Origin of the sequence: Sphingomonas sp. Ant H11 (assembly GCF_000797515.1) — a bacterium.
In the GTDB taxonomy this organism is placed as follows: Bacteria; Pseudomonadota; Alphaproteobacteria; order Sphingomonadales; family Sphingomonadaceae; genus Sphingomonas.
The window spans coordinates 1-7,950 of sequence record NZ_JSBN01000038.1 but is presented as its reverse complement, the minus strand read 5'-3'; the positions used below and the strand labels follow the sequence as shown (position 1 = coordinate 7,950).

The 7,950-nt window shown below is 64.8% G+C and carries 8 protein-coding genes and 3 pseudogenes; 4 read left to right on the top strand and 7 right to left on the bottom strand.

Annotation, left to right across the window (positions count from 1 at the left end; genetic code table 11):
- Positions 1–75: 75 nt before the first annotated feature.
- From NW75_RS08430 to NW75_RS08420, 3 genes and pseudogenes are all read right to left on the bottom strand, one after another.
- Positions 76–819, bottom strand: a complete 744-nt coding sequence (locus tag NW75_RS08430) for a YebC/PmpR family DNA-binding transcriptional regulator (protein WP_033964702.1) — start codon at positions 817–819, stop codon at positions 76–78.
- A gap of 74 nt (positions 820–893) precedes the next feature.
- A pseudogene (locus NW75_RS08425) lies at positions 894–1,057 on the bottom strand (DUF2312 domain-containing protein); the annotation flags it as partial.
- Between the two features lie 138 nt (positions 1,058–1,195).
- Positions 1,196–1,489 (bottom strand): DUF1244 domain-containing protein, encoded by a 294-nt coding sequence (locus tag NW75_RS08420; protein ID WP_033964701.1) that lies wholly within the window; start codon positions 1,487–1,489, stop codon positions 1,196–1,198.
- Between the two features lie 83 nt (positions 1,490–1,572).
- Between NW75_RS08420 and pyk the strand changes: the two genes are divergently transcribed.
- A complete protein-coding gene (gene pyk, locus NW75_RS08415; RefSeq protein ID WP_033964700.1) occupies positions 1,573–3,027 on the top strand; it encodes a pyruvate kinase in 1,455 nt (484 codons plus the stop codon).
- Between the two features lie 63 nt (positions 3,028–3,090).
- Here the strand turns inward: pyk and NW75_RS08410 are convergent, their stop codons facing one another.
- Entirely contained in the window at positions 3,091–3,747 is a 657-nt protein-coding gene (locus NW75_RS08410; RefSeq protein ID WP_033964699.1) for an HAD family hydrolase, read from the bottom strand.
- Between the two features lie 14 nt (positions 3,748–3,761).
- A pseudogene (gene ykgO / locus NW75_RS23645) lies at positions 3,762–3,881 on the bottom strand (type B 50S ribosomal protein L36); the annotation flags it as partial.
- A gap of 190 nt (positions 3,882–4,071) precedes the next feature.
- Here ykgO and NW75_RS08405 point away from each other — a divergent pair.
- On the top strand, positions 4,072–4,695 hold the full coding sequence (locus NW75_RS08405; RefSeq protein ID WP_033964698.1) for a DUF4136 domain-containing protein: 624 nt from the start codon (positions 4,072–4,074) through the stop codon (positions 4,693–4,695).
- Entirely contained in the window at positions 4,692–5,810 is a 1,119-nt protein-coding gene (locus tag NW75_RS08400) for a M14 family metallopeptidase (RefSeq protein ID WP_033964697.1), read from the top strand. The genes NW75_RS08405 and NW75_RS08400 overlap by 4 nt, the downstream gene beginning before the upstream one ends.
- A gap of 178 nt (positions 5,811–5,988) precedes the next feature.
- Here NW75_RS08400 and NW75_RS08395 read toward each other — a convergent pair whose 3' ends face one another.
- A complete protein-coding gene (locus NW75_RS08395) occupies positions 5,989–6,819 on the bottom strand; it encodes a 23S rRNA (adenine(2030)-N(6))-methyltransferase RlmJ (protein ID WP_033964696.1) in 831 nt (276 codons plus the stop codon).
- 230 nt (positions 6,820–7,049) lie between these two features.
- Between NW75_RS08395 and gpmA the strand changes: the two genes are divergently transcribed.
- Positions 7,050–7,736, top strand: coding sequence for a 2,3-diphosphoglycerate-dependent phosphoglycerate mutase (gpmA, locus tag NW75_RS08390; RefSeq protein WP_033964695.1), 687 nt, complete (start codon positions 7,050–7,052; stop codon positions 7,734–7,736).
- A gap of 18 nt (positions 7,737–7,754) precedes the next feature.
- On the opposite strand, the pseudogene NW75_RS25040 reads toward gpmA, so the two are convergent.
- Positions 7,755–7,950: pseudogene (locus NW75_RS25040) on the bottom strand (hypothetical protein); the annotation flags it as partial.

Sequence of the window (7,950 nt, the reverse complement as noted above, 5' to 3'; positions counted from 1 at the left end):
CGGTCGCCCTCACCCTTCCCCCTTGGCTTCGCCAAGCGGGCCCCTTCCCTCTCCGAAGGGAGAGGGAGTTGAAGGTCATCCCAGTTTCTCGAGGATCGCGTCGGACACTTCGTAATTGCCCCACACGGTCTGCACGTCGTCATCGTCGTCGAGCACGTCGATCAGCTTGAACAGCGTCGCGGCATCCTCCTCGCTGACTTCGACCATCGTCTGCGGCCGCCAGGCGAGCTTGGCACCTTCGGGTTCGCCCAGCACGGGGGTGAGCGCCGTCACGACTTCGTGCAGCGATTCGTTCGAGGTCCAGATCTCATGGCCCTCCTCGCTCGACTGCACGTCCTCGGCACCGGCTTCGAGTGCCGCTTCGAACACCTTTTCGGCATCGCCTGCCGACGCCGGATAGGAGATCAGGCCCATCCGGTCGAACGCATGACTGACCGAGCCCGATGCGCCGAGATTGCCGCCATTCTTGGCCATGCCGGTGCGCACGTTGGTGGCGGTGCGGTTGCGATTGTCGGTCAGCGCCTCGATGATGAGCGAAACGCCGCCGGGGCCGAAGCCTTCGTAGCGGATTTCCTCGTAATTCTCGGTATCGCCCTTCGACGCCTTGTCGATCGCGCGCTGGATATTGTCCTTGGGCATCGATTGCGCCTTGGCGGCGTTGATCGCCATGCGCAGGCGCGGGTTCATGTCCGGATCGGGCAAGCCCATCTTGGCGGCGACGGTGATTTCGCGGCTGAGCTTGGAAAACATGCCCGAGCGCTTCTTATCCTGCGCGCCCTTGCGGTACATGATGTTCTTATATTTGGAATGGCCTGCCATGCTTACCCCGCAAAGTGGTACTTTGCGGGGACCCCTTAAGGCGTTTGTGGTCCCCGCTCAATGTTGGTGGTGCCTCAGTCGAGCCCGAGCGCCTGCTTGTACGTCTCGAGCAGCGCCTCGGCCTCGTCGCGGTGATGCTTTTCCATCTTGCGCAGGCGGACGATGGTGCGGATCGTCTTGACGTCGAAGCCGGTCGATTTGGCTTCGCCGTACACGTCCTTAATGTCGTCGCGATGCCCTTCTTTTCCTCTTCGAGGCGCTCGATGCGCTCGATCAGCAGGCGGAGTTGGTCGGCGGCGATGATGTCGCTCACGGCGTTGTTCCCTGAATGTGAATCACTGAAAGGCGCGCGCTTTAGGACAGCGCGCGTCTGCCGTCACGCATTCTTCGCGACGCTTTGCCGCATGCGCTCGAGCTGTTCGGGCGTCGCCTCGCTCTGATGCTCGGCTTTCCACTGCGCATAGGGCATGCCGTAAATAATTGCGCGCGCGGCATCTTTGGTCAGCGTACCGTCGGCTTCCTCGACCCAGTCCGACAGGCAATTGCGACAGAAACCGGCAAGCCCCATCAAATCAATATTTTGCGCGTCGTCGCGGTGGCGCAGGTGCCACACCAGCCGCCGGAACGCAGCCGCCGCCACGGCATCGTCAAGAGTCTCCAAATCGGCCATTATCGTTGCTCCACGGTTGATCGGGCGGAAATAGGGGTTAGAGCAGCACGCGCACAAGCCATCCCCAGGGCGAGAATTATTTCATGATACAGGCAATAGCCCCGCGTTCGCGCAAGGTCCGCATCCTCGCGACGCTCGGTCCCGCAAGCAGCAGCCCCGAAATGATCGCAGCATTGTTCGAAGCCGGTGCCGATGCGTTTCGCGTCAATATGAGCCATGGCGACCAGCAATCCAAGGTCGCGGTGATCCAGGCAATCCGCGCGCTGGAACAGAAATACGGCCGCCCGTCGACCATCCTCGCCGATCTGCAAGGCCCGAAACTGCGCGTCGGCAAGTTCGAGGGCGGGCGCGTAACCCTCGAAAAAGGCCAGACCTTCACGCTCGACCGCGACACCACGCCCGGCGACGCGAGCCGCGTCGAATTGCCGCACAAGGAAATCTTCGCCGCGATCGAACCCGGCGCGCGGCTGCTGCTCGACGACGGCAAATTGGTGCTGCGCGTCACCAGCCACACCCCCGACACGATCGTCACCGAAGTGGTGGTCGGGGGCGCGCTGTCCAACAGCAAGGGGCTGAACGTCCCCGACGTGGTGCTGCCGATGGCGGCGCTGACCGAGAAAGACCGCAGCGACCTCGCCTTTGCGGTCGACCAGGGGGTCGACTGGATCGCCTTGAGCTTCGTCCAGCGGCCCGAGGATCTGGCCGAGGCGCGCAAGCTGATCGGCGGCAAGACCGCCTTGCTCGCGAAAATCGAAAAACCGTCCGCAATCGAGCGGCTCGAGGAAATCGTCGAAGCGTGCGACGGCGTGATGGTCGCGCGCGGTGACCTGGGCGTCGAACTGCCGCCCGAAAGCGTGCCGCCGCTACAGAAGCGCATCATCGAGGTTTCGCGCCGCTTGGGCCGCCCGGTAGTCGTCGCGACGCAAATGCTCGAATCGATGATTACCTCGCCCTCCCCCACCCGCGCCGAAGTGTCCGACGTGGCCACCGCCATCTATGACGGGGCAGACGCGATCATGCTGTCGGCGGAAAGCGCCGCAGGCGCGTGGCCGACCGAATCGGTCGCGATGATGAACGCGATCGGCGAGGCGGTCGAACGCGACCCGACGCATGGCGAGCGCATCCACTTCACGGTGATCCGGTCCGACCCAACCACCGCCGACGCTTTGTCGGAAGCCGCCAAGAACATCGCGCACACCGTCGATGCCGCCGCGATCATCTGCTTCACCGCCTCGGGCTCGACCGCACGCCGCGTCGCGCGCGAGCGGCCCGGCGTGCCGCTGATGGTGCTGACCCCCAATCTCGAAACCGCGCGTCGCGCCGGGCTGCTGTGGGGGGCCTATGCCGTCCACACCAAGGACGTCGAATCGTTCGAGGAAATGGTCGCCAAGGCGAAGCGCATGGCGCTGCGCCACGGGCTGGCGGTGGCGGGCGACCGTGTCATCATCATCGCGGGCGTGCCGTTCAAGACGCCGGGATCGACCAATGTGCTGCACGTCGTGCGGATCATCGGCGATGAGTTGAGGGATTATATTTAACGTTGGACCGCTCCCCCGCGAAAGCGGGGGAGGGCCAGGGTTACAAGCGAACCGCTTGGTGCCCTAGGCTTCTGCTTCCGCAGGAACGCGGACCGCCTGTTCACAATCAACCGACAGACCAAGCTTCGCGAGATCGGCGCGCAACGTCTCCGCGTCGGTGAACAGCAAACCGGTGATGCCGAGCGCATTGGCCGCGTCGATGTTGGCGGCGCTGTCATCGATGAACACCGCGTCCTCAGCCGCGACGCCGAAGCGATCGAGCGCGAGCGTGTAGATGGCCGGATCGGGCTTGATCAGCTTTTCCTCGCCCGACACGACGATGTCGCGGAAGCGGCCGAACACGTCGGGCCGGCTCGCGCGGAAGGCGGCGAAGAAATCGTAATGGAAATTGGTGATCGCGAACAGCGGTACGCCCGCCGCATCGAGCGATTCGAGAATCGCCACGACGCCGGGCACTTCGCGTTGCAGCGAATCATTGAAGCGCGGACCGTAGAGGTCGATCAGCGCGGCATGCTGCGGGAAACGCGCGCGCAGCTCCGCCGACGTCTCGGCGAAGGAAACGCCGAGATCGTGCTGGGCATGCCAGTCGAGCGAGACAACATCGTCCACGAATGCACGAAGCGCCTGATCGTCCTCGATCAGGCGCTCATAGATCGCGTGGCGATCCCAGTGGAACAGCACATTGCCGACATCGAAGATGACGGCCTTCGTGCTACCCATGGCGGGCGATCAGCCTGGCGTGCCTTGAAGCGACGGTTGGTCTTGTTGATGACGTACGTACGCCCACGACGACGGATCACGCGGTTATCGCGGTGACGGCCCTTGAGCGACTTCAGGGAATTGCGGATCTTCATGATCGATTCGCTTTGCAAATTCTGGAATGTGGAAAAGAGCGGCTGCGCATATGGTCGGGATGCCCCCAAGTCAAGTATAGAGCGCGCCGGACATATGCGGGACACCGCTATGGAACATCGATCCAACGGAACACGGGGGCCGGGTCGAAGCGTTACACCCCTGCAACAAGCGCGTACGAGGAAAACTGGCATGAAGCGGACTATGGGTTTGGCATTGGCGGCGACGGTGCTCGGCGCGGGCGCGCTGGCAGGCTGCACGACGACCGGCAAGGCCGGCCCTGTCGAAGTGACGCGCTTCCACCTCGGCGCGCCGCTGGAAACCGGCACTCTTACCGTAGAGGCGATGCCGGGCCGCGATCAGGACAGCCTAGAATATAAGACCTATGCCGCAGCCGTTGAAACCGAGGCGCTGACCCACGGCTTCACCGTGCCCGCGACCGGGGCCGGGCCGCAATATGCCGCCGTCGTCAGCTTCACGCGCACCAACCGCCCGGCCCCCTCCCCCAATGGCAGCCGTAGCGGGGTGAGCGTCGGCCTGGGCGGTGGCGGCGGCGGCTATGGCGGTGGCGTCGGGCTGGGCGGGGCGATCTCCTTCCCGATCGGCAAGCCGCGCTATCGCACGATCGTGCTGACCGATCTCGCCGTGCAGATCCGCCGCCGCAGTGATGGCACGGTGATTTGGGAAGGCCATGCCCAGACCACCGCCGATGGCCAAGCGCCCGACGCGCAGACCGGCCCGGCCGCGACGAAATTGGCGCGCGCGCTGTTCCTGGGCTTCCCCGGCGAATCCGGGCGCACTATCACGGTCAAATGAGCATCACCGTCAACGCCGCCTTTGACAGCGGAAACATCCTGGTCGCCGGCATTGACGGCGACCAGGTGAACCTCACCATCGCGCGGGATCACCTGTCCGACTTCTTCCAATGGTTCCACTTCCGCGTGGCCGGAGCCAAGGGGCGGACGCTGACCTTCCGCATCCTGAATGCGGGCGAATCGGCCTATCCGTTCGGCTGGCCGGGCTACAAGGTGCGCGCCAGCACCGACCGCCAGAACTGGCGGATGATCCCGACGCGCTATGCGGGTGGCGTGCTGGAATTCGAATGGACCGGCAGCAGCGAGTTGGTGTGGTTCGCTTATTTCCAGCCCTATACGCTGGAGCAGCATGACGCGCTGGTCGCGCGGATTGCGCTGGCCGACGGCGTCACCCACCGCGAGCTCGGCCAGTCGCTTGACGGGCGCGCGATCGATTGCCTCGAGCTTGGCACCGGCCCCAAGCATGTCTGGCTCTATGCCCGCCAGCACCCGGGCGAGAGCATGGCCGAATGGTGGATGGAAGGCGCGCTGGAATGGCTGACCGACCCGGCCAACGCGACCGCGCAAGCGCTTCGCGAAAAGGCGACCTTCCACTGCGTGCCCAATATGAACCCCGATGGCAGCTTCCGCGGCCATTTGCGCACCAATGCGGCAGGCGTGAACCTCAACCGCGAATGGGACACGCCAACGCCCGCGCGCAGCCCCGAAGTGCTGTGCGTTCGGAACGCGATGGACGAGACCGGCGTCACCTTTGCGATGGACGTGCATGGCGACGAAGCGATCCCCGCCAACTTCCTGGCAGGCTTTGAGGGCATCCCCTCCTGGACCGATGCGCTGGGCGCGAAATTCTACGAGTTCGGCCAGCGGCTGGCGGCGCACACGCCCGATTTCCAGACCGAAAAGGGCTATGACAAGGCGGCACCCGGCCGCGCCAACCTGTCGATGTCGACCAACCAATTGGCCGAGCGCTTTGGCGCTGTGTCGATGACGCTGGAAATGCCGTTCAAGGACCATGATGCCAATGCCGATGCCGAATTCGGCTGGTCCGGCGCACGGTCGAAGACGCTGGCGCATGCGTGTTTGGACGTGCTGGCGGAGATGATTGACGGGATTTGAGGGGGGCGACGGCACCGCCCCCCCGACCTTGGCCTTGGCGCTTCCCCGGTGAGGGCGGAGCACAAGCAGCGATAGTCCCCAGCCTGCCTCCGACAGCGCGCGGATCTCGCTAGATGTTTTCTTCGCCGCCTGCAGCGCGGCAATTCCTCGTTTGGCGAAGGGCCGATGCGGTTTTCTTTTAACCGCCCAGCCAATCGGTGATGATCTCGCCTTCATGCCCCTCGGGTGCCAGCGTGGCGCGCAGGGCTTCCAGCAGCGGCGGCAGCGCTTGCGTGAAGGCGTAAGGCGGATTTACGATATACAGGCCGGCACCATTATAGAGGCCCGGCTGATCGCTATCGTACAGCCAATGCTCCACCCGCAGCAGTTTCGGGATGCCGAGCCCCCGCATCTGCTCCCGCCACTGCCCATGCGTCGCGCGGTCTTTTAGCGGATACCAGATCACCGTCACGCCATGCGCCCATTTGCGGTGTGCAGCGCCAAGGGTGGCGGTGATCCGGTCGCGTTCATCGGTCTGCTCGAACGGCGGGTCGACCAGCACCACGCCGCGCGCTGTGCGGGGCGGCAACATCGCCAGCCAAAGCTCGTAGGCGTCGCGCTCATGCACGGCAGCGGAGGTGCCGCGCATCACGCCGCGCAAGGTATAGGCGTCTTCAGGATGTTTTTCGTTGAGGATCAGAAAATCCTGCGGGCGCAGAAGCTGCGCCAAAATCCGCGGCGAGCCGGGGTAGAAGTGGAGCTCGGCCCCGACATTCACCGCCTGTACGGCGGCGCGATAGTCGTTCAACAAAGGGTTCGGGTCGGCAAAGGCCCGCAGCACGCCCTGCGTGAACTCGCCGGTACGCCCGGCCTCCTCGCCGTCAAGGTCGTACAGCCCGCAGCCGGCATGGGTATCGATCAGGGTCAGCGCGCCCGGTTTTTGCTGCAAGGCCCGCACGAGGGCGATCAGCAGGCTGTGCTTCACGACATCGGCGCTGTTGCCGGCATGGAAGGAATGGCGATAATTCATTGCGACACAAAATCCCGACGATCTGCCTTTTATCCGAAGTGCCGGGCGCGGTGGCCGAGCGCGCGGCGGTGGAAGGCACCAATCCGGTGCGCGTATAAAGTCGGGCGGAAACCTTCAACGCCCTTCTGCGCGGGTGGCATCAAACCCGCCTGTTGATCGCGCCGCCGTGAGCGGATACCCGGCGGGGCATGTTGCGCCCGGCCTGTCGCCGGGTAAGGAGACCGCGCCTTATGCCTAGCCTCGTCCTGATCCGCCACGGCCAGTCCGACTGGAACCTCGAGAACCGTTTCACCGGCTGGTGGGATGTCGACGTGACCGCCAAGGGGGCCGAGGAAGCGCGCGCGGCGGGGCGGTTGATGGCGGAGAAGGGGCTCGATTTCGACCTCTGCTTCACCTCGCTGCAGACGCGCGCGATCAAGACGCTCAATCTGGCGCTGGAGGAAATGCAGCGGCTGTGGCTGCCGGTCGAGAAGGACTGGCGGCTGAACGAGCGCCATTATGGCGGGCTGACCGGGCTCAACAAGGCCGAGACCGCCGCCGAATATGGCGACGCGCAAGTGCATATCTGGCGCCGCAGCTTCGACGTGCCGCCGCCGCCGATGGCACCGGGCAGCGCCTATGACCTGTCGCAAGACCGCCGCTACGCCGGGATCGACATCCCCGCGACCGAAAGCCTGAAGGACACGATCGCGCGCGTGCTGCCCTATTGGGAGGGGCGAATCGCGCCCGCTTTGCGCGCCGGGCAGCGCGTGCTGATTTCGGCGCATGGCAATTCGCTGCGCGCGTTGGTGAAGCATTTGTCGGGCATTCCCGATGACGAGATCACCACGCTGGAAATCCCGACCGGGCAGCCGATCGTCTATGAGCTCGACGACAGCCTCGCCGCCACCGATCGTTACTATCTGAACGAGCGGTAGCGGCGGGCCGCCCCCGGCTTACTGGCCGGTGGTGACGGTGGTGGTGGTCTTCTCGGTCGCGCGCGGCGCGGGGCGCTTGGCGGTGTGGCGCACGGTCTTGCGCACCACCTTGTGCGTCGTCGCGGCGGGGGCCGGGGTAGCGGTCTTGGTGGTTTCGGTCGTCACCGTCATCGTCGGTGGCGGCGTCGGCGCGGCGGGTGCAGCGATCAGCGCC